Here is a 21,973-nt window from a genome sequence, read left to right as displayed (position 1 = left end):
TTAATCTGATTTTTAACATTTCGTTTTAGCCACTATTTCCTTCTTGAGCGTCTAGGTCTAGAAGCGCCAAAGTTTTCAGAATTTGAACGTCTGGACTTCTTTTCAGATCGTTTACCTTCTTTTTTTTGTCCAGAAAAATTTCTTTTTCCACCATCGCGTTTTCCGCCTCCTCGGCGACCATCTCTTCTTCTGCCACCTTTACGGTTTTCACTAACTTCAACATTAACAAAACGTCCGTTATATTTAAAGTCGGTAAAAAAGTCTAAAACTTTTTGTTGATGCTCATTTTCTGTGTTAAAAAATGAGAATGTGTCTTTTGTTTCCACTTTAAATACATCATCTCTGCCAAGTTCTAGAACTTCTTTTAAGAAGTCTTTTAGAGACATCCAATCAAAGCCATCTTTTCTTCCTACATTAATAAAATACCTTGTATTATCTCCACTGCCTCCGGCTTTCTCTCCTCCAGAAACATTTAAATCTCTAGCTTTTTGATAGTAGTTGTAAAAACGCGTAAACTCTACAGAAAAGAATTTTTTAATCAACTCATCTTTGGTAGTATCCTCAAATAGCTCATTAATACTATCAAGATGTTTATCTATTTCGTGGTTAACTTCTGTGTTATGAACTTTGTTAGCAAGTGCCATTAATTGAATTTCACAAATTATGGCACCATCAGGAATATCTTTTTTAACAAATTGCTTTTTTATGATGCGTTCAATACTCTTTATTTTGCGAACTTCACTTTTAGAGACAATTACCATAGAAACACCTGTTTTTCCAGCTCTACCAGTACGTCCAGAACGGTGCGTATAGGTTTCAATTTCATCTGGTAATTGGTAGTTTATTACGTGGGTTACGTCGTCTACATCAATTCCACGAGCGGCAACATCTGTAGCCACAAGCATCTGTATTTGCTTGTTTCTAAAAGCTTTCATTACCAAATCTCGTTGATTCTGGCTTAAATCACCATGTAAAGCTCCAGCATTGTATCCATCATCAATTAGTTGTTCAGCTACTTTTTGCGTGTCTCGTTTGGTTCTACAGAATACCACTGAGAAGATATCGGGATTAGCATCTGCTAATCGTTTTAAAGCTTGGTATCTATCTCTTGAGTTAACTGTATAATATTCATGCGATACGTTCTTACTACCTTCATTTTTATGCCCAACAGTAATTTCTTTGGGATTATACATGAATTTCTTAGCAATAGTGGCAACTTCTTTAGGCATGGTTGCAGAGAAAAGCCAAGTATTCTTTTCGTCTGGTGTATGCGATAAAATGCTGGTTATGTCCTCATAAAATCCCATGTTTAACATTTCATCTGCCTCATCTAAAACACTATATTCTATTTTAGAAATATCAACCATTCTACGGTTAATCATATCTTTCATTCTACCAGGTGTGGCAACAATGATTTGGGCGCCTCTTTTTACCTGTTTAGCTTGTTCTGTTATGCTTGCACCACCATATATGGCTACAACATTTAAGCCTTTACAATATTTACCGTAAAGTTTTAGTTCATTGGCTATTTGTAAACAAAGCTCACGAGTTGGCGATAAAATAAGACCTTGAGTAGTTCTGCTATCTATCTGGATTTTTTGAAGCATAGGAAAGCCAAAAGCGGCAGTTTTCCCAGTTCCAGTTTGAGCTAAAGCTACTAAGTCTGTTTCTTCGTCTAATAAAATTGGAATTGCTTTTTCTTGAACCTCACTTGGTTTTTCAAAGCCTAAATCTGTAATGGCTTGCAAAAGATTATCCTGCAAACCTAAGTTTTGGAATGTGCTCATTATTGAGTTTAAGTCATCAGTTATGTTATGTAGTGTTACATAAAGAAGTGAACCGACATACTTAAAACCTAAACCTTCTAGTAACACAGCCTCACCCTGAGGCGTTTAAAGCGGCAAATATAATGTTTTTTTATTTGGGTACTAGACAACCTGTAAAGATTGGTTTAATGCTCCCATCTACTTATATATGCTTTTTTAGAAATGGGGAACTTAATAGAAATAGGTAACTAAATATTAATATTCGAACCTATAAATATAATTACCATAACAAATATCGTATCCTGGGTCAATGCCGAAATAGTAAGTTCTTTTTTCAGTGAGTTTACCGTTTACGTAATCATACTCTTCAATAGTGTTTTCCCTATCTAAAACTTCTGTTAATCTGTTATCAGAGTCGTAAACAAAAGTTTTTAAGTATAGCAAGCTACCAACCTTAGTTTCTTTTTTTTCTTGGATTAATAAATTTTCAGAATACTTATAAGTTGTGAAGTGGTGTTCGATTCCGTTTTTTGTGTAATCAATTTTTGTTGATACTTTACCCTGATTATATTCATAGGTGCTAAATCCGCCCCAATACTTCCATTCCTTTATAAGTAGATTGTTTTCATATTCTCTAGGCTCCTCATATTCTTTTATTTCTAATATTTCCCCATTGGCATTAAATTGAGTGAATTTGTATTTAATATTTGTCAATTGGTCCAAAGTATTGTAAAAGTAGCTCTTTTCAGTTTTAGAAAGTGTTGACGTATAGATTTCAAATAGCAACAGGTCTTTAGCATTATATTCAAATTCATATTTACTTATTATTTTGCCATTACGCAAAGTGGTTTTCGAAACTAAGTTATTCCCTTCATAAGTATATTCTAAGCTTTTTAAAATGGTATTTGAATCCCTTTGGCAATAGATATTCATAACCTGTGGCTCATTAAATTCCAAAGAGTCTGAGATCGAATTTTCGGTTTTAGAACAACTTATAAGTATTAAGAGTGCTAATGTTTTTAAAATCAAAAGCTTAGGGAAGTTTGTTGTATGAGCCATAATTGAATAGATTTTTTCTTAGTTGAAAACTATTGGCAAATCATTTTTTGAGATTTTTACGATGTGGTAAGGCTGGGTAATGACAGTGGTAGCGTTTCCCTTTGGGCTTGTATTAATTACTTCAACTAATATAGTTTGGGAATTAGAAGTAATATTTAACTCTAGAGCATGACCTCCATTAGCTTTTATATCTTCAAATACAGCGATAACGGTATATTTGGAAAAATCAATATCCGTTTCGGAAAAGTTATCCGATTCATTATTTACCGTATCCATTTTAGATATTAAACTATTCCAGGAAGATTGATTCTCTAATACAATGTTTTGTTTATCTATGTTTTCTTGCCCGTTGCCATAAAGGTTACCTTTAGAAATTAGGGTGGAATCAACCTTAATGTTTTCAGATGTTTCATTTGAGTCACAACTAAGAACAAATAATGGCAAGAGAATGAGGAATAAGCTTCTTTTCATTTTGTAAGTAATTTACTTTAAGATGCTTATTGCCTAAAAAGGTTGCGTTTATATTTTCCTTAAATTCTTAATTCGTTGCAATAAAGTAGGATGTGAATAATGCATAAATACATAAGCAGGATGTGGCGTCAAATTGCTTAAACTGTTTTTAGAAAGCTTCTTCAAACTGGTTATTAAAGGCTCTCCTTTATAAGTGATTTTGGCGTAATCATCGGCTTGGTATTCAAACTTTCTTGAAAAAATATTCATAACTAAACCAGTCACTTCAGAAATTGGGGAGTAGAGTAACATAAAAGCAATTAAACCTACATGAAAACTAGCAGTTTCAACACCCAAAGCTTGTGATAACAAGGGATTTGAAATAAAAAGCGATAAAATAAAAAGGGTTACTCCTGTAAGTAAAATAGAAGCTACTAAATTAAAAATGATGTGTTTCTTTTTATAATGTCCAACTTCATGAGCTAATACGGCAACTATTTCTTCATCATCCAAATCATTTATTAATGTATCATAGAGGGTTACGCGTTTTTCACTACCAAAACCAGAAAAATAGGCATTAGCTTTAGTACTGCGTTTAGAGCCATCAATCACAAAAATCTTATCTAATTTAAAACCGACAGTTTTAGCATATGCTGAAATTTTATTTCGTAGTTCTCCTTCTTCTAGTGGGGATTGTTTATTAAACAGAGGAACTATGAGTTTGGAATAGAACATATTCATGAAAACAGTAAACACAGTTACTAATCCCCATGCATATAACCAAAAGTACGGCCCAGTAACGTTATAAAACCAAATAATTAAAGCGAGAATACCACCACCTAAAATAGCAGACATAAGCCATCCTTTTATTTTATCTAAAACAAAGGTTTTTTTAGTGGTTTTGTTGAAACCAAATTTTTCTTCGATAACAAAAGTGCTGTAATAAGAAAAGGGCGTGGTTAAAATATCACTTACAATCATTATAATTCCAAAAAATATTAAGGCTATAAGTATAGGATTGGTGCTGTAGTTTCTAGCTATATTATCTACAAATTCAAAGCCGTCCAGTAATAAAAAAGCTAGGGTTAATATTATAGAAAAAGAAGAGGTTAAAATCCCAAACTTGTATTTGGTTGCCTTATAATTTTGTGATTTTTTATATTCTGTTTCATCATAAACATCTTGTAATGCTTTAGGAAGAGCGTCATTAAAATGTTTTGCGTTTAAAGCATCAATTACTTTATCCTTAATAAAATTTATAATTATTATGGCTATGATGATGTAGAAAAGTGTAGTTGAAGTCATTTCTTATTTTGTTCTAATCGTAGTATTTCTGTGTACTATTCTGGTCGTATGTTCTATTGAACTCATTTCAGTGTTTCTTATAGGTTAAAACTCTTTTTAGATATCGAAATAAGTTCAGCACAACAAGCTATTCAAAAGCTCGCTGCCTTTTGGCTTCAAAAATAAGAATTCCAGCGGCAACAGATACATTCATAGAATCTATTTCACCTTGCATTGGTATAATGATGTTTTGTGTAGAATTAACGCGCCAATCTTCACCTAAGCCAGTGGCTTCAGTTCCTACAACAATGGCAGTTGGTTTAGTGAAATCTTGGGTATGGTATTCTACCGATTCCTGTAAAATTGCACTGTAAATATTTATGTTTTTAGCTTTTAAAAATGATATTATTTCTTTGGTAGAACCAGCTGCTACTTGGTTTGTAAATACACAACCAACACTGGATCGAATAATATTAGGGTTATACAAATCGGTTTTAGGATTTGCTATGATAAAGGCATCAGCATTAGCCGCATCGGCAGTTCTTAAAAGTGCACCAATGTTTCCAGGTTTTTCTGGAGCTTCAGCAATTAAAACTAATGGGTTTTTAGTGTTAAAAACTAAATCAGTCAAGGTGTTTTCTTTAGATTTTGCTACCCCTAAAATACCTTCGGTCGTTTCCCTATATGCTAGTTTTTGATAAACTTCTTTGGAAACCTCTATTACATTTGCTTGTAGATTTGTAAAATTGATGAGTTGTTCTTTTGAAAACAATTCTGGATAGAATAATATAGTTTCTAACTCATATCCGCCTTTAATGGCCAGAGATAATTCACGCTCACCTTCAATTAAAAACGTTCCTGTTTTCCTTCTTTCACGGGACTTGTCTCTTAATTGAACTAAGTTTTTTATATATACATTTTGTAAGCTTGTAATTTTCTTGCTCATAAGTTTTTGGTCTCAAAATAATTAACCAATAGCGCTACAACATAGCTATAACTATTCATGCCTTTACTTTGGTTATTTGCTTTTAAAAAGCCGCCATAAAATACTTTAAATAGCGGTTCTATGGGGTTTTCATGGGCTTCCCAAAATAATCTAACCTCCTCGTAGTTTTTTAAAATACCTTTGTTAACAGTTTTCACTATGTCATTAAATAACTCCTCATCTCTTCTATAAATTTCATTCAAACAATAGCGTAATCCAAAAGTATAACCGCAATATTTTAAATACATATCATCATTATGAATGGATGCCAAACATCCAATAAAATTAGCCTCGTTTTCCGCTGCGTATCCTAATTGATGCGCCATTTCATGGGTAGAGGTGGTTGGGAATTTTATAGTAGGAAGTAAACCATCAACTTGGGCTTCATTTGTTACAGGATTAAAATAACCGCTAAACCCCATGTAGGTTAATGGGTAACTAAAAAGCGATTTTTTAATACTTTTTGGGTGGTATTCCAAATGAGGAAATGTGTTTTTTAAATTATCATAACCATTAGGTACCATTTTAAAAATTTCACTTTTGGTGTATGGTAAATCAACTTTTACAGTATCATTTTTTGAGATTTGAAAGTGTATCTTGTTAGATTTATCAATTAATTTTTTTGTAACCGCAATTAACTGTTCTGTATTATATTCATGACTTAGATTTAAACTTTTATGCAGGGGCAACCTGTAGTAGTTCAATCCCCAAAGAAAGTGAAAAGCAAAATATATGAGAGATACAGCAGAAACTACATCTATAATCCAATTTTTAGTGTCTTTTAAAATACGTTTTCTGTTTACAATAAGCCACCTTAAAATATATACTATAGCAATGCCATAGACTAAATCGCCAAAAGAAAAAGGTAACCACCCTAACATATATCTAAAGAGTCTAGAAATATACACATAGAGCCCATTACTGTAAAAAGATTCCACAAAGTTGGGGTTTTTAGAAGCCCAAACAATTAGAAAGTATTGAGGAAGCAAACTTAAAGCAATAAGAAGTTTTTTATTTTTTAGCATATATCAAAAATAAACAAATGTTATTAATGAATGTTAGTAAAACGTATCTTTGCAAAACTTCAATTGAAAACTATGACTACAGAGATAAGACAATTACAGCCAACAGAAATTTGGAGGAATTTTGCCAATTTAAATGCGGTGCCAAGAGCCTCAAAAAAAGAAGAACGTGTCATTGCTTTTATGAAAGCTTTTGGTGAAAATTTAGGTTTAGAAACGATTATTGATGACGTTGGGAATGTTATCATTAAAAAGCCTGCCACGCAAGGAATGGAAGATAGAGTTACTGTAGTTATGCAGTCTCATTTAGATATGGTACACCAAAAAAACAATGATACTGTATTTGATTTTGATACTCAAGGCATAGAGATGTATGTAGATGGTGATTGGGTTAGAGCTAAAGGAACCACACTAGGAGCAGATAATGGTTTAGGAGTTGCTACCATAATGGCGATATTAGAAAGTACCGATATACAACATTCAGCAATTGAAGCACTTTTTACTATTGATGAAGAGACTGGCATGACTGGTGCTATGGGCTTAAAAGGAGGACTTTTAGAAGGTGGTATTTTATTGAATTTAGATACCGAAGAAGATGATGAAATAGGTGTTGGTTGTGCTGGTGGTGTAGATGTTACCGCATTTAGAAGTTATAACGAAGAAGAAACTCCAGAATTTAAAATAGGATATACCATTGAGGTAAAAGGCTTGCAAGGTGGACATTCAGGTATGCAAATTCATGAAGGCTTAGGCAATGCCAATAAAATAATGAACCGCTTACTCTTTGACGGTTTTGAAAATTTTGGTCTGCGTATATCTGAAATTGACGGTGGTGGACTTCGTAACGCTATTCCAAGAGAAAGTAAAGCCGTTGTTGCCATAGATGCTATTCATGAAGATGCATTTCTTTTAGAAATGGCCTTGGTTTTAAATACGATAAAAAAAGAATTAAAAACTACTGAACCAGATTTGGATATTGTGGTTTCTAAATGCGAATCACCAAAAAAAATAATGGATCTTGGGGTTCAGGAAGGCGTTACCAGAGCGCTATATGCAACACAAAATGGCGTATATAGAATGAGTGCCGATATTCCTGATTTGGTAGAAACTTCAAATAATTTAGCACGAGTACTTATTAAAGAAGGTAATATTAAAATTGCTTGTTTAACAAGATCATCTGTTGAAAGTGCAAAGTTAGATTTAGCTAATACCTTAAGAGCTACTTTTGAATTAACGGGATGTGAAGTTGAATTCTCTGGAGATTACCCCGGTTGGACCCCTAATATGGATTCTGCTATTTTAAAAGTAATGGCGAAGTTATACGAAGATTTAAATGGTGAAAAGCCTCATGTTGCTGCCTGTCATGCAGGTTTAGAATGTGGTATTTTAGGAACTAACTATCCTGAAATGGATATGATAAGCTTTGGACCAAACATAAAAGGAGCACACTCTCCTGATGAATGTGCCCAAATTTCTTCAGTACAAAAGTACTGGAAGTTTGTTTTAGAGATATTAAAACATATTCCTAAAAAGTAAACCTATTTTTTGAGAAACTTTCTTGTTAAACCAAGATCTTTTAGCGCAATAAGATAAACACCTTTGAAGCAATTCTTGGGCCAGTTTAATTTTTGTGATGGCAAGCCTCTGGGTTTAATTTTGATAGCTAAAAAGGTGAAGAAATTAAGAGATTAGTAACCATGTTTTTTGGTTATTAATTGTAACTCATGAACATTAGAATGTGATTTATAGAGTTCAAAAGCCATGAGTAGCTCTATCTTTGTGTATTTGTATTCCAATAAAATGCGTAAGTGCTAGATTAATTTATACTTTAAAAACAGATTTAGCAAAACTGTTGCTAAATCTGTTAGTTTTTGTAAACTCTTACTTGATTAATGTGACATAATCTTGTAGCACCAACCAATTATCATTTTGTTTTACCAATGAGTAGAAGTTTTTTAAGGTTGGTTTTCCCGGACTTGTTAGGGTAACATTAACAGTAGACATATTTTTTTCTATGGTTTGGATGTTATGAAATTTAGCTGTTCTTGTGTAGCCACCAAATTTTTTTTTCTCTATAAAGCTTACGTAAGTATTGCGGTCTAAAATAGTTGGGGTTTTCTTGTTAGCATCGTACAATGCAACTCTAAAATCATTATGGAGTTGTTTTTTAAGTGCTTGACCATCGTTTTTATCTCCAGCAGAGATATAAGCCAATAGACTGGTTTTAATAGATTCAATTTCGTCATTGTTTTGAGCATTTGTAAGCTTAGATGCTAATAGTGCGATTGTTAGAATTAGAATTAACTTTTTCATTTTTAAATTATTAAAGGTTATAAAATTAATTAGCTAGACAACTATATTGTTAAAATTTATTCGAAAAGGTTATTTTGAATTTTTAATAATATAGAATTGGCTGCGAGTTGTTCATCTTCTGTTAGATTGTTAAGCCCCTTCAATCTAATATCTTCAATTATTGGAAGTAGTCTTTTTAGAAGTTCATTGCCTTTAGGTGTTAAATAGATGGCGTATTGTCTTAAATCTTTAGTGTCGTTTCTTTTTACAATGTATTCTTGATTAACAAGATTCTTTATCATTCTTGAAATTGTGGGTTTGTCCTTTATCAAAAGTTCACCAATTTTTATTTGATTAATTCCTTCATTTTCAGAAACGGTTTTTAAAACCAGCCACTGTTCAATGGATAGGTTTAAGCCATGTTCGTTAAGAATGGTTTGACCATAATGTCTAATCTTTCTGGCTGTAAGCTCAATGAGGTAGTAAAGATTTTTTTCTGTCATAAGACAAATATATAAAAATTAGTTAGCTAAACAACTAAATGAAATAAATAATAAACTTTTACTCTTAGATGTATTAGAAAATTTATATGTAATAAACTTCCAGTAAAACAAAAAGGTAGCACATTGCGCTACCTTTTTTTTACTATATAAAACATAGAATTAGTAGGTTAACTCCTCTATTTGCTTTAGTTTGAATTTCAGTTCTTCAACTTTTTCCGGAAATTGGTCGGCTACATTAGTTTGTTCGCTAGGGTCTCTTCCTAGATCATATAATTGTTCTACTGTAGTTAAACCGCTTTCAATTTTTTTCTCTTCGGTAATCCATTTTCCAGGTTTATTTGAAGGTTTAATATATTTCCAATTACCTTGTCTTAAGGCTAAAGTGTAACCTTCTAAAACAGTTTCTACTCGTCCTTTATCGGTTTTACCCAGTAAGGCTTGTAAATGGTTTTCAGAATCTAAAATAGAAGCCTCTTTATTTTGCCCTGTTAGGGCAGCAAAAGAACTGTAAAAATCTACCTGATTCATAAGCGCATTAGAAATTTTTGGTGCTACTTCTTCAGGCCAATACACAATTGTAGGAACTCTTGTTCCAGCTTCGTAAACACTATATTTTCCACCTCTTAGGTTACCTGCAGGTTTATGGTTACCTAATTTTTCCACAGCATCATCTTCGTAACCATCATTTAAAACTGGACCATTATCACTGGTGAAAATAATCAATGTGTTTTTACTTATTCCTTCAGTTTCTAATGATTTTACAATTTCACCTACAACATAATCTACTTGTACAATAGCATCACCTCTTGGGCCCATTTCACTTTTCCCTTGAAAGTTTTTATGGGGCAGGCGAGGTACGTGAATATCATGAAATGAATAATACAAGAAGAAACGGTTGTCTTTATTTTCTTTAATAAAAGTATTTGCTTTTTCTGTTAATTTATAAGGAAAGTCTTCATCTACCCACTCAGCCGATTTACCACCTTTCATCCAACCAATGCGGCTAATGCCATTTATGATTGTTTTGTTGTGTTGGTCATCGGCTACTTGGCGTCTTAATTCTGGGTTTTCATAACCCGTTGGCCTGTTTCCAACCTTTTCAGTATAGCTAACTTCAATAGGGTCGTCTTCAGATAAGTTTAAAATATTGCCATTTTCCATATACACCGATGGTACTCTGTCTCCTGTTGAAGGTAGTAAGAAGCTATAATCAAATCCTATTTCTGCAGGTCCCGGTTTTACGGTTGTATTCCAATCAACATTACCATCTCCTAAGCCAAGGTGCCATTTACCAACAACAGCCGTTTTATAGCCAACTTTTTTCAATAATTTTGGTAAGGTAGGTTGTTCTGGACTTATAATTAAAGGCGCATCGCCTTTTAAAACAGCGGCTTTTCTTCTAAAAGCGTAATTACCCGTAAGCATTGCGTATCTAGAAGGTGTGCATGTTGCTGTTGCACTATGAGCATCTGTAAATCTAATACCATTTAGAGCTAATTTATCTATATTAGGTGTTTTTACACCAGTTGCTCCGTAAGAAGAGACATCTCCATAACCCAAATCATCAACATAAAAAATGATAATGTTAGGTCTCCTGTTTTCAATGGTATCAGTTATTTCTTTTTCGGGAGTTTGCTTATCTTCTTTACAAGAAAAAAAGAGGGCGATTAAGCCAATAAAAAGTAGTTTTTTCATAAGGATAGTTTAGTACGGCAAAACTAAAGAAATTTGAGTATTGTTGTCAACTAAACGATATTCTTTTGGCAGAATTATACCTTAGAAATTACTTAATTAATAGAAAAATTTAATCAAATTTAATTGTTAAGTACTAAAATACTTCCAGAGCTTTTTTATAAAAGCTAATTGTCTAATTTTTGTTTAGGGGAGTGTTTATACTATAAAAATTAAAGCTATACCTTATCTTGGGATAATGTTACTAGTACTACTTTTCTATCATACATAGGTTGCAATATGTAATTCGTATCATTCTTTAGAACTTTTAGAAATTCTTGAGCATCGGACATGTTAGCATTATCTACATAAATAACAGTGTCTTTATGAAAATTTGGTTCCAGCATTTTAAAAAGTGGAAGGTATAAATCTTTCCAACCGTCTAGCAATAATAAATCTATAGATGATTGATGATTTTTTAAGGTTTCCAGAGCATCTCCAATTCTTAGGTCTATTATATGAGAAACACCGGCTTTTTCGAAATTTTGTAAAGCTTTTATTGCTTTAGTTTCTATTAATTCTGTAGTTATTATATGCCCTTTTGTTTCAATAACTCCTTGCGCTAAAAAAAGTGTGGAAATACCAAATGAGGTTCCAAATTCAACAACATCTTTTATGTTTTTTTTTAGTATTAACTTTCTTAAATCTTCACCTTGCTTTCTGGAAATTGATAGATATACATCTTTAAAATCTTCAGGTAACATAGGGCTAAATATAAATTTAGGTGCAACTTTCAGCATTTTTAAACCATCTAATCTAGAATCTTTATAAAGCTGATCTATTACAATTTCAATGTTTTCTTCTTTTACCATGTTCTTTTTTTAGAAATAATTGGATTTAAAAGGAATACCACCCTAGTTGGTATTCCTTTTGGCTATTAATCTAGTTTCGTTTTTAACTAGAACTTTCCGTTTTCATTTTTCCACGTAGATTTTGGAGGTATAGGAGAAATAATATCCCAGTGTTCTACTATTTGTCCGTTTTCCAATCTAAATAAATCATAGAATGCTGTGTGTTCTCCTTTTCCAAATTTGCCTTCACTTAGCGTTAAGACAAAATTTCCTTGTCCTAAAACTTTATGAAGTTTATGATACTCCATGACTAAACCATTTTCTGCAAAATACTTCATAGCAGCTCCAAAACCATCTAAACCATCTGCAACTGCAGGGTTATGTTGTACATAATTTGTAGGGTTTATATAGGTGGTTAGTTTATCCATTTCATGGTTTAATAACACCTTTTCTATGAACTCTCTTACTTTAGTTTTGTTGCTTTCTGTTTTATCGGTGTCAGAAAGTGCTGTAGTACCATCAAATTGTGTGTGTCCACTTGGATTAGGCTTTTGTACTTCTAAAAGATTATCCCAATGTTCAACAATTTGTCCATCTTCAAAACGAAATACATCAAACCCTGCTTTTGGCCCAAAAAAGTCATACTCTGTATGGGTGAACACATAATCGCCGTCTTCAAAAGCTCTTATTACATTGGCTTTAAAACCTTGAGGAGGCGCATGATGCATAATTTCTCCAAATCCTTGTAATCCATCGGCAACACTTAAGTTATGTTGAATGTATTTTTCTGGATTAATATATGAGATTGGTGTTTGGTCACCTGTATTAAAACTGTTTAATAAGGCAACAACTTTGTCTTTATTAGATAATTCCATAGCAGTGTTATTTAATGAATTAAGAGTTTGTAAGCGAAACATTTTTATGGTTTGAGGATTCATCATTCCTATAAATTCTTTTGAAATTGGGGCGTCCATAAATGATTGTATAACAGCATCTGAGTTTTCTTTAGTGTCCCAGTAAACAACAACAATCTGATTACCTTGTTCATTGGCTCCCGTAATACGTTGCATAAAACCTTCCTTTTTAGAAGTAAAGTCTGTTTCAACATGTTTGTTCACTTCATTAAAGGAATCCATATTAGTATCACTTTTAGTGTTAAAAGACATTATTTCTACAAACTGACTGTTTTCTGCCTTCGGGGTGTCTTTGATGGTGTAACGAGACATGCTCATTGTTGAAGCGTCTATCATTGACGCATAGTTTGCAACCGAGTTATCGTTCATAAACTTTTGCATTGAGGCATCTGCATCTGCTAAAGTATTCCAGTATACTAAGATCACATATTCGCCATTTTCATTTACGGCACTTTGACGTTTAATAAATCCGGGTTGTTTGCTGGTAAAACTGTTTTCAATTGTTCCATCTAAATCTTGAAACGTTTTAATGTTTGCAGTTGTTTTAAGTTTAAAGGAAGTTACCTCTAAAACAATAGGTTCCATTGTTTTTTCATTTTTGCATCCGGTAAATAGTATTCCTACTATTACCAAGGTTAATAGTTTGGCTTTCATTTTATGATTTCTTATGTTTAAGTAATACCACAAAATTATTACGCGGATGTAAAAATCACGTTATCAAAATGAAAGTAAAAATGGTAAAAGTGTAACTAAGAGTTAAAGTTGTTGTCTAAGCTTAAGCGGAGTTATTTTGGTATGTTTTTTAAAGAACTTGACCATATTAGAGGGTTCTTCGAAACCCGTTTGATAACTAATTTCTTTTATTGATAATGCCGTTGAAACCAATAATCGTTTAATCTCCATAATAACAAAATCGTCAATAAAGGCTTTTGCTGTTTTACCCGATATCTTTTTTACCACATCATTCAAAAACTTGTAGGATATGTTAATTTTAGAGGAGTAATATCTTGAGCTTCTGGATTCTCTATAGTGATCTTCTAGTTGGTTTTTAAAAGAGTTAAAGGTATCTAACCAATAAGGCTTAATACCAGTTGTAGATTGTGATTCTTTAGCTCTTTCGGCCTTTAAGAATAAAACTTGTAGTAAAGCGCGTAACATTTCCGTTTTCACAAATGTGTTAGGCGATTTGTATTCATTGTACAATTGTTGGGCTACGGCAATAAACGAATCCTTTAAAAGGTTTTCTTGATGAATTATTGGAGTTTCTATATGGTAATTAAATAACCTATTAAGTTTAATACTGTCAAATGAAAAATGAAATTTTTCTCTAAAGGTTGTATTAAAAACAATGCAGTAGCCGTTTACATCTTTAATTTTTCTAGAAAAAAAATGGACTTGATTTTTCGCCACAAAAAGAGCGCTTCCGGATTTAAGTTCAAAAGGAGCAAAGTCCACAAAATGTGTATAGCTTCCTTCATTTAATATTAGAATTAGAAAAAATTCAATTCTATGTAAATTATATGGATTATGATCTTTAGTATTTTCAAGCTTTTCAGAAAGTTCCTGAAAATTCATTACTTCAATATGAAGACTTTGGTGTTGCTTGTATGTTACTTTCGGAATGACATTTTCCATGATACTTCTGATAAGAATATACCGGTTTTAATAACAAAAATTAATGTGAAGTTAATTGTAAATTATTAAAGGAAAAAACAAAAGCTTAATTTAAGGCACAGGATCGTGGCCAGATCCTCCCCAAGGATGACAGGATAAAATACGTTTAATTGCTAACCATCCTCCTTTAAATAGTCCATGTTTCTTTAAAGCTTCTTTGCTGTAGTGCGAACAGGTTGGATTATATCTGCACGTTGCTGGGGTTAAAGGAGATATGAATGTTTGATAAATTTTAATCAAAAATAAAAACGGAGCAATAAGCAGCTTCTTCATATTTTAGCCTTTTAGAAATATGACAATGGGAAACAACTATTGCCGTTTACACTTAGTTAATAGAAAACGTTGTGCCGTCCTTTCCATCTTTTAAAATTATCCCGACTTCTGCTAATTCGTCTCTAATTTGATCAGATAAAGCAAAATCTTTGTTAGCTCTTGCTTCCTGTCTTAGCTTAATTAAAACATCAACAGCTCCAGCTAACTTGTCTCCACCGCCAGCTTGAGTTTTTTCATCTTTACGAAGTCCTAAAACATCAAATAAAAACGTATTTAAGCTTTTTTCAAGCAGGGTAATATCTTCAGCTGTTAAGGTTTCACTACCTTCTTTAACTTGATTAATGTACTTACCACCTTCAAATAAATTAGCAATTAAAATAGGAGTATTAAAATCATCATTCATGGCCTCATAACATTTTTTAAGCCATTCATTTATATGTATTGAAGACGCGTTTGAAGCTTTCAAATTAGAAATTAGCCCTAAGGACTCCATTAGTCTATTATAACCTTTTTCACTAGCTAACAGACCTGCATCAGTTAAATCTAAAACACTTCTGTAAGACGATTGGGCCATAAAAAAACGAACCACATTAGGCGAATAAGCTTTGCTCATTTTATCATTATCTCCAGAAAGCAGTTCATGAGGATTAATAGTATTACCCGTAGATTTAGCCATGCGCTGTCCATTCATTTCTAGCATGTTAGCATGCATCCAATAATTAACAGGAGATTTACCTAAGGCCGCCTCATTTTGAGCAATTTCACATTCGTGATGAGGAAATTTTAAATCCATACCACCGCCATGAATATCAAAAGTTTCACCTAAATATTTTGTACTCATTGCAGTACATTCTAAGTGCCATCCTGGAAATCCGTCACCCCAAGGCGAGGGCCAACGCATAATATGCTGCGGTTCGGCTTTTTTCCAAAGAGCAAAATCCTGCGGGTTCTTTTTATCGCTTTGACCATCTAAGGTACGCGTATTATGAATTAAATCTTCTAAGACTCTTTTACTAAGTTTACCGTACTGACTTGTTTCATTGAATTTATGAACATCAAAATAAACCGACCCATTTACCTCATAAGCAAATCCATTATCAATAATTGCTTTTACTAATTCTATTTGTTCAATAATGTGTCCGGTAGCCGTAGGCTCTATACTAGGTGGTAAAAAGTTTAAAGTGCTTAAAACATTATGAAAGTCTACTGTATAACGTTGTACCACTTCCATTGGTTCAATTTGTTCTAAACGGGCTTTTTTTGTGATTTTATCTTCTCCAACATCGGCATCATTTTCTAAGTGCCCAGCATCGGTAATATTTCTAACATAACGCACTTTATATCCTAAGTGTCTTAAGTATCTAAAAATTACATCAAACGACATAAAAGTTCTTACATTACCTAAATGTACGTTACTATATACCGTTGGTCCACAAACGTACATGCCTACATGTCCTTCGTTAATAGGTTTAAAAACTTCTTTTTCTCCAGTAAGTGAGTTGTAAATTTTTAATTCTTGGTCTTTATAAAGCTGCATTTTTGGTAGCGTTTATGTTTTAAGAGTTTATGAGACTTAATCTCATAGGTAAATATTTTGCCTATTTGATCGAGCTTCAAAACTAATACATTTCTTATATTCTTCAGAAAGAAATATAGAATCTTTTTGAAAAAATTAACGTTTCCCGAGGTAGGTGTTTTTATATGAAATACTAAATAGGTTGGTGTACTAAAAAGTAGTTTCTAATTTAATGTAATCTAAAAACTCTCTTCTGGTAGCCATGTCTTTAAATTTGCCACCAAATTCTGAAGTAACAGTACTACTTTCTATATCTTTAATACCTCTAGAGTTAACACATAAGTGTTTTGCATCAATAATGCAAGCTACATCTTTAGTACCTAAAACTTCTTGCAATTCTCTAACAATTTGAATTGTAAGACGTTCTTGTACTTGCGGACGTTTGGCATAATAATCTACAATTCTATTCATTTTAGATAAACCAACAACTGTACCGTTAGAAATATAAGCAACATGCGCTCTACCAACTATTGGTAACAAATGGTGCTCACAAGTAGAGTATAGTGTAATGTTTTTTTCAACTAACATTTCACCGTATTTATATTTGTTATCAAAGGTAGAAGCTTTAGGTTTATTGTTTGGGTCTAAACCTCCAAAAATTTCTTTAACAAACATTTTGGCTACACGGTTTGGAGTACCTCTTAAACTATCATCAGTAAGGTCTAATCCAAGTGTTTCCATTATATGCCTAACATCATCTTTAATGATGTCTATCTTTTCTTCATTTGTTAACTTAAATGCATCACTACGCATTGGTGTATCTTCTGAAGTACCAATGTGATTATCTCCTATGTAATCAAAATCTTCTAAGTCTTTGTCAAATTTCATTTTCTAAAACATTATTTTACTCGATAAACGAGGTTTAAAAGTATCTCGAGCATTAGCCCAAAATCAAAAATTAGTTTTCTACTAATAGTCTTTGGTTTTCCCAAAAAATAAGCAAAATTTAACTTTAGTCTGCAAAGATACGCATTTCACTTATTATGATATTACTATTAACAATTAATTACAGGTTAAGCAATTGTAGTTAACTTTTTTAATAAATTATAATTTAAAATTAGTACTTATTAGGAATACTATGGTTTAAAGGGCATAGTAATTATTTATACCACCATAAACATAAATCCTAGTACTTGGTCTACTTTTTTAAGAGTTCATTACATAAAAAGTAAAAGCTTGGATTCTAACCAAAATCCAAGCTTTCAAAAAATAAAAGTAATTAAGTGGCTATAAGTTAAAACTTAATGATACTGTTATATTTGAATTTGTTCTATCCACTGTTGCTTGTGGTGCATTACCAAAGTCAAGGTTGTATAATGAATTATTAAATGATCTTTCAGATTGGTCATAGGTTACATCTAACTTAGTGTTACCAAAGTTATAACCTAAGCCTAAAGAAAATCCCGTTAAGTCTCCAACAGTTACGCCGTCAGCATATGGGCTTTCTTCAAAGCGATATCCACCTCTAAAACTAAATTGTTCATGTTTGTATTCACCTCCAACTCTATATGTAGAAGCTTCGGTGAAAGTTTCACTTATTCTTGCATTTAAATCCTGATAAAAAGTATCAGACTCTGGTTTAAACCTTGTATTACCGTAATCCTTTCTTGAATAGTCGAAACTAATCAAACCTTGATTTCCAAAAACATAAGCTAAACTACCAGTTAACTTAGCTGGCGTTTGCAGTTTATATTCGGGAAATACATTTATAATTAATGGGTCTATGGCTATAAAACCATTATCACCATCTGTTTCAAGGTATTGGGTGGTTTCTTCTTCAATAGTATACCAAGTAGGAGAGTCATAAGTTACTCCAACTCTAAACTCTTTAGTTAACTTCATTATACCTCCAACTTGAAAAGAGAATCCGTTTCCTCTTGTGTTAAGTGAGTTATCAAACCTAACGTAGTTAACAGTAGAACCAGTATTATTGTTTTCCTCAAACAAAACTGTAGATCTGTTATAGTCAATAAAATGCGAATTTAGATTTACTCCAATGTATAAATTATCTTCGTATTGAGTTGCTACATTAAATGATACTTTTCCATTGTAACCTGTTGCTGTATAGGTGTAATCATGTAAAAAGTTTCCAGGTGAGATATTTGAAGTATATGTAGTGTTGGCATCATTATCAATATCATCTGGTTCTAAAATAAAAGATTCGAAACCTAAAAATGCCTGTTGATGACCATAACCATAGGCATTTCCAATATCAAGGTAAGCATCGGCTAAGGATTCATCTGGTAATGCTGAAATTTCATCAAGTCTTCTGCCATCGGCATAATCATAAAAATAACTAGCTATAGAGTTGCTGAAATCGGGATCATTTAGAGTATTGGTTCCAACAGAAAACCATTGGTCTTCATAATTATTTGTTCTTTCATAGGCAACAGCTAATGAAAACTTTCTCCATGGAGAATTAGAATTGCTGGCAAATACAAAAGCAGCACCAGCTTGGTTTAAATCAAAGTTACTATTACTCAATTCTTCATTTCCTCCAAAGTAACTTGAGTTGTTTTTTGTATCTAGATTAAAGCCTGAAATAGAAGCGTGACTTCTACTAAAAACAGCAGAACTTGCTGGGTTTAAACTTACCGCACTCATATCTCCTCCAAGTGCCCCAAAGGCACCGCTTAAGGCTCTAAAACGCGCTGTTCCTTGAATTTCGCTTTGAGAATATCTAAGCGCATCAGTTAAATCCTGAGCGTAAATTGAGGACATAGTTAGCAAGCCTACGAATAGTAAATGTAACTTTTTCATATGTAGATTTTTGTTTTTTTAATAAGATTAGTTTCTTCTTCCGCCGCCAGATGATCTAGAACCACCACCAGAACTTCTGCTTCCGCCTGAGCTTCTACTACCGCTATAACCACTAGAAGATCTGGAACTTCTGCTAGAAGAACCATAAGAAGAGCTTCTACTAGGTGAAGACGAAGAGCCATAATTTCTAGTTGGAAATGAACTTCTTGAAGAATTACCACTACTATAATTTCTCGTTGGCTGTCTGTAGACACCACTATTACTTCTTCTAACCGTTGGAGAAGAAGATCTTGCTCTAGAATTTGTAGTTGGAGTTCTATTTACAGTTGAAGTTCTACCTTGCGAATTAGTATATCCTCTAGAATTACTTGAGCTATATCGTCTTGGGCTACTGTAATTATTTGAAGAGTATCTATTTATGTTGCTAATTCTCGATGATGTTCTACCTGCATTGTTAGAAGCGCTTGATGATCTTCTATTGTATGTCGTAGCTCTACTAGAGGTGCTGGTAACACTACTTCGACGCGCTGTATTATATTTAGAATTTGTTACCCTACCAGTTGTACTAGAAGCTCTTCTAGAGGTGTAGTTCCTACTACTTAAGTTTCTTGAACTTGCATAACTTCCTCTTCTTCCAGTATTATAGGCAATGCCTCTATTATTATAGTATCTGTTTCCGTATAAACCACGGTTGTTGTATGGAGATCCCCAACCCCAAGAGTTGTAAGCCCATCCTCCGTAGTATGGTGGGCACCAGAATGGATCGTAATATCCCCATGTATTCCAGCCTCCCCAGCCCCAATCGTTCCAGCCCCATCTGTTCCATCGGTTCCATCTATTCCAACCCCAGTTGTTCCAGCCCCAGCCCCAGCCAAAGCCTGCATTCCAACCCCAGTTATTCCAGCCATTATCGATATAATTAATAGTCACATTGTTAGGGTTTTGTCCCCAACCAGCGTGACCTTGATAGTCATTATAAATGGTATCGTTTACGGCATAATTTTGAGATTGATAAGAATCTATATCTGTAAAAATAGAATCGTTTTGAACAAGGTAATCGTATTGTTGCGATTTATTTCTAAAATAGTTTTTGTAGTAATCACTATTAGAGTTGTTTGGTACATTAACCGTAGTTTGTGTAGGTGTATTTGTTACTTGTACTTGAGTAGTTCCATAAATGCCATCATCATCACCGCCAACGTATTGGTAAGAGCCACATGAGACAAGGCCAAACATTAAACCTACTAAGGCAATGAATGACACTTTTCTTTTAGAGTAGTTATAAAAGCGCATATCTCTAGAATTTTATTGTTGAACATAACAAAAATAGTTAGTTTTGCTGAACTATTTTTTTATTTAACATAGACACAATATTTGTGCCAAAAAATTGATATGAGTAAAAAACTTACCAGTAGAGCAGAAGATTATTCCAAATGGTATAATGAATTGGTTGTCAAGGCAGACCTAGCGGAGAATTCGGCAGTTAGAGGGTGTATGGTTATTAAGCCATATGGTTATGCAATTTGGGAAAAAATGCAGGCTGAATTAGATAGAATGTTTAAAGAAACGGGGCATCAAAATGCGTATTTTCCACTTTTTGTACCTAAAAGTTTGTTTGAAGCTGAAGAGAAAAATGCTGAAGGTTTTGCAAAAGAATGTGCAGTTGTAACACATTATAGATTGCAAAATGATCCAGATAAACCTGGTAAGTTAAGAGTAGATCCAGAAGCAAGATTGGAAGAAGAGTTGGTGGTAAGACCAACTAGTGAGGCTATCATTTGGAACACCTACAGAAACTGGATACAGTCTTACAGAGATTTACCAATTTTAGTAAACCAATGGGCTAATGTTGTACGTTGGGAAATGCGTACACGTTTATTTTTGCGTACTGCCGAGTTTTTATGGCAAGAAGGACATACGGCGCACGCAACTAAACAAGAAGCCATTGAGGAGACACAACAAATGAATAATGTATATGCCAATTTTGTTGAGAATTTTATGGCTATTCCTGTAGTTCAAGGCGTGAAAACGGAGAGTGAACGTTTTGCTGGTGCAGACGAAACCTATTGTATAGAGGCCTTAATGCAAGATGGAAAAGCTTTGCAAGCAGGTACTTCACATTTCTTAGGGCAGAATTTTGCTAAAGCTTTTGATGTTAAGTTTGCAAACAAAGAGGGTAAACAAGATTATGTATGGGCAACATCTTGGGGTGTTTCTACTAGATTGATGGGCGCATTAATAATGACACATAGTGATGATAGTGGGCTCGTATTGCCACCAAATCTTGCTCCGTACCAAGTTGTTATTGTACCTATATATAAGAACGAAGAACAGTTTGAAGCTATTAGTAAGGTGGCTGAGGATATAATGGGAGACTTAAGAGATAGAAATATTTCTGTAAAGTTTGATAAAAGAGATACCTTAAGACCAGGTGCAAAGTTTGCGCAGCATGAATTACAAGGTGTACCATTAAGAATTGCTATTGGTCCTAAAGATTTAGAAAATGAAACCGTTGAAGTAGCACGTAGAGATACCTTTACTAAAGAAACTGTTATTTTAGATAGAATTACAGTGGTGGTTGAAGATTTGCTTGAAGAAATTCAAGAAAGTCTATTTAATAAAGCTTTAGATTTTAGAAATAGTCATATTACGGAGGTAGAAAACTTTGATGAATTCAAAGACGTTTTAGAAAATAAAGGTGGATTTATCTCGGCACATTGGGATGGAACAAATGAAACTGAAGAAAAAATAAAGGAGCTTACCAAAGCAACAATTAGATGTATTCCTTTGGAAATGAAAGAGGAAGAAGGGGTTTGTGTTTACTCAGGAGAGCCTTCTAAAGGTAGGGTTTTGTTTGCAAAGGCTTATTAATTTAAATTTTTTTTAAAAAAAA

At 33.2% G+C, this 21,973-nt stretch carries 19 protein-coding genes; 2 read left to right on the top strand and 17 right to left on the bottom strand.

Annotation, left to right across the window (positions count from 1 at the left end; all coding sequences use genetic code 11):
• Positions 1–32: 32 nt before the first annotated feature.
• From FUA24_RS01875 to FUA24_RS01850, 6 genes are all read right to left on the bottom strand, one after another.
• Positions 33–1,787, bottom strand: a complete 1,755-nt coding sequence (locus tag FUA24_RS01875) for a DEAD/DEAH box helicase (protein WP_148539809.1) — start codon at positions 1,785–1,787, stop codon at positions 33–35.
• A 234-nt stretch (positions 1,788–2,021) separates the two neighbouring features.
• Positions 2,022–2,825 (bottom strand): hypothetical protein, encoded by an 804-nt coding sequence (locus FUA24_RS01870; RefSeq protein ID WP_148539808.1) that lies wholly within the window; start codon positions 2,823–2,825, stop codon positions 2,022–2,024.
• Positions 2,826–2,843: 18 nt separating this feature from the next.
• Positions 2,844–3,296 carry a protease complex subunit PrcB family protein gene (locus FUA24_RS01865; RefSeq protein WP_148539807.1) on the bottom strand — a complete coding sequence of 151 codons (453 nt, stop codon included), beginning with the start codon at positions 3,294–3,296 and terminating at the stop codon, positions 2,844–2,846.
• Between the two features lie 48 nt (positions 3,297–3,344).
• Entirely contained in the window at positions 3,345–4,580 is a 1,236-nt protein-coding gene (locus FUA24_RS01860; RefSeq protein WP_148539806.1) for a M48 family metallopeptidase, read from the bottom strand.
• A 127-nt stretch (positions 4,581–4,707) separates the two neighbouring features.
• The gene (locus FUA24_RS01855; RefSeq protein WP_148539805.1) at positions 4,708–5,505 is read right to left on the bottom strand and encodes a TrmH family RNA methyltransferase; all 798 of its coding nucleotides are present in this window, start codon (positions 5,503–5,505) and stop codon (positions 4,708–4,710) included.
• Entirely contained in the window at positions 5,502–6,569 is a 1,068-nt protein-coding gene (locus FUA24_RS01850; protein WP_148539804.1) for a DUF3810 domain-containing protein, read from the bottom strand. The genes FUA24_RS01855 and FUA24_RS01850 overlap by 4 nt, the downstream gene beginning before the upstream one ends.
• A gap of 72 nt (positions 6,570–6,641) precedes the next feature.
• Here FUA24_RS01850 and FUA24_RS01845 point away from each other — a divergent pair, with 72 nt between their 5' ends.
• A complete protein-coding gene (locus FUA24_RS01845; RefSeq protein WP_148539803.1) occupies positions 6,642–8,102 on the top strand; it encodes an aminoacyl-histidine dipeptidase in 1,461 nt (486 codons plus the stop codon).
• Between the two features lie 345 nt (positions 8,103–8,447).
• On the opposite strand, the gene FUA24_RS01840 is transcribed toward FUA24_RS01845, so the two are convergent.
• The 11 genes from FUA24_RS01840 to FUA24_RS01790 all read right to left on the bottom strand — a co-directional run bounded on the left by FUA24_RS01840 (position 8,448) and on the right by FUA24_RS01790 (position 20,373).
• Entirely contained in the window at positions 8,448–8,879 is a 432-nt protein-coding gene (locus tag FUA24_RS01840; protein WP_148539802.1) for a nuclear transport factor 2 family protein, read from the bottom strand.
• 56 nt (positions 8,880–8,935) lie between these two features.
• Positions 8,936–9,361, bottom strand: coding sequence for a MarR family winged helix-turn-helix transcriptional regulator (locus FUA24_RS01835; RefSeq protein WP_148539801.1), 426 nt, complete (start codon positions 9,359–9,361; stop codon positions 8,936–8,938).
• 159 nt (positions 9,362–9,520) lie between these two features.
• The gene (locus FUA24_RS01830; protein ID WP_148539800.1) at positions 9,521–11,056 is read right to left on the bottom strand and encodes a sulfatase family protein; all 1,536 of its coding nucleotides are present in this window, start codon (positions 11,054–11,056) and stop codon (positions 9,521–9,523) included.
• Between the two features lie 215 nt (positions 11,057–11,271).
• Positions 11,272–11,904 (bottom strand): O-methyltransferase, encoded by a 633-nt coding sequence (locus tag FUA24_RS01825; protein WP_148539799.1) that lies wholly within the window; start codon positions 11,902–11,904, stop codon positions 11,272–11,274.
• Between the two features lie 86 nt (positions 11,905–11,990).
• The gene (locus FUA24_RS25545; protein ID WP_246146924.1) at positions 11,991–13,451 is read right to left on the bottom strand and encodes a nuclear transport factor 2 family protein; all 1,461 of its coding nucleotides are present in this window, start codon (positions 13,449–13,451) and stop codon (positions 11,991–11,993) included.
• A 102-nt stretch (positions 13,452–13,553) separates the two neighbouring features.
• On the bottom strand, positions 13,554–14,432 hold the full coding sequence (locus FUA24_RS01815; RefSeq protein WP_148539798.1) for a helix-turn-helix domain-containing protein: 879 nt from the start codon (positions 14,430–14,432) through the stop codon (positions 13,554–13,556).
• 90 nt (positions 14,433–14,522) lie between these two features.
• Positions 14,523–14,744 carry a membrane protein insertion efficiency factor YidD gene (gene yidD, locus FUA24_RS01810; RefSeq protein ID WP_148539797.1) on the bottom strand — a complete coding sequence of 74 codons (222 nt, stop codon included), beginning with the start codon at positions 14,742–14,744 and terminating at the stop codon, positions 14,523–14,525.
• Between the two features lie 52 nt (positions 14,745–14,796).
• Positions 14,797–16,281, bottom strand: a complete 1,485-nt coding sequence (cysS, locus tag FUA24_RS01805) for a cysteine--tRNA ligase (RefSeq protein WP_148539796.1) — start codon at positions 16,279–16,281, stop codon at positions 14,797–14,799.
• A gap of 189 nt (positions 16,282–16,470) precedes the next feature.
• A complete protein-coding gene (gene folE / locus FUA24_RS01800) occupies positions 16,471–17,148 on the bottom strand; it encodes a GTP cyclohydrolase I FolE (protein ID WP_148539795.1) in 678 nt (225 codons plus the stop codon).
• A gap of 399 nt (positions 17,149–17,547) precedes the next feature.
• On the bottom strand, positions 17,548–19,080 hold the full coding sequence (locus tag FUA24_RS01795; RefSeq protein ID WP_187388132.1) for an OmpP1/FadL family transporter: 1,533 nt from the start codon (positions 19,078–19,080) through the stop codon (positions 17,548–17,550).
• Positions 19,081–19,107: 27 nt separating this feature from the next.
• Positions 19,108–20,373 carry a hypothetical protein gene (locus FUA24_RS01790; protein WP_148539794.1) on the bottom strand — a complete coding sequence of 422 codons (1,266 nt, stop codon included), beginning with the start codon at positions 20,371–20,373 and terminating at the stop codon, positions 19,108–19,110.
• Between the two features lie 99 nt (positions 20,374–20,472).
• Here FUA24_RS01790 and proS point away from each other — a divergent pair, with 99 nt between their 5' ends.
• Positions 20,473–21,951, top strand: coding sequence for a proline--tRNA ligase (gene proS, locus FUA24_RS01785; RefSeq protein WP_148539793.1), 1,479 nt, complete (start codon positions 20,473–20,475; stop codon positions 21,949–21,951).
• Positions 21,952–21,973 lie beyond the last annotated feature (22 nt).

It is taken from the genome of Seonamhaeicola marinus, from assembly GCF_008085455.1.
The sequence above is the reverse complement of the archived record's forward strand: the minus strand, read 5'-3'. Positions and strand labels throughout refer to the sequence as shown.